Source organism: Brevibacillus sp. HB2.2 (genome assembly GCF_013284275.1).
GTDB lineage: Bacteria > Bacillota > Bacilli > Brevibacillales > Brevibacillaceae > Brevibacillus > Brevibacillus brevis_D.
In genome coordinates this window covers 1-254 of sequence record NZ_JABSUV010000129.1, presented here as the reverse complement: position 1 = coordinate 254, position 254 = coordinate 1, and the positions used below count along the sequence as shown (strand labels likewise).

Genomic DNA, 254 nt, shown 5'->3' with positions numbered 1-254 from the left:
ACTTCCCCGTCCAAAATCATGCTGCTGGTGCTGCACATGAGGTAGATCGCTTCCTTGGCCTTGATCTCGACCTTCGTATCTGACGTAATCTCCATGTCCTTTTCCGAGGAAAATATGATCGGATGCATACTGTGAATCTCGATGCCGTCCTCTTCATGCAGCTTGATAAAAATATTGCCTTCCTTGCTCTCCTTGGCAGTAAGAACGAGCTCCTTGCCGCCCATCATCAGCTCTTTGCCAAAGTTGGTTCCCCA

Annotated in this window: 1 pseudogene; it reads right to left on the bottom strand. The window is 48.8% G+C overall.

The features are described 5' to 3' along the window. Window positions 1–254, bottom strand: a pseudogene (locus tag HP401_RS29605) (DUF2345 domain-containing protein); the annotation flags it as partial.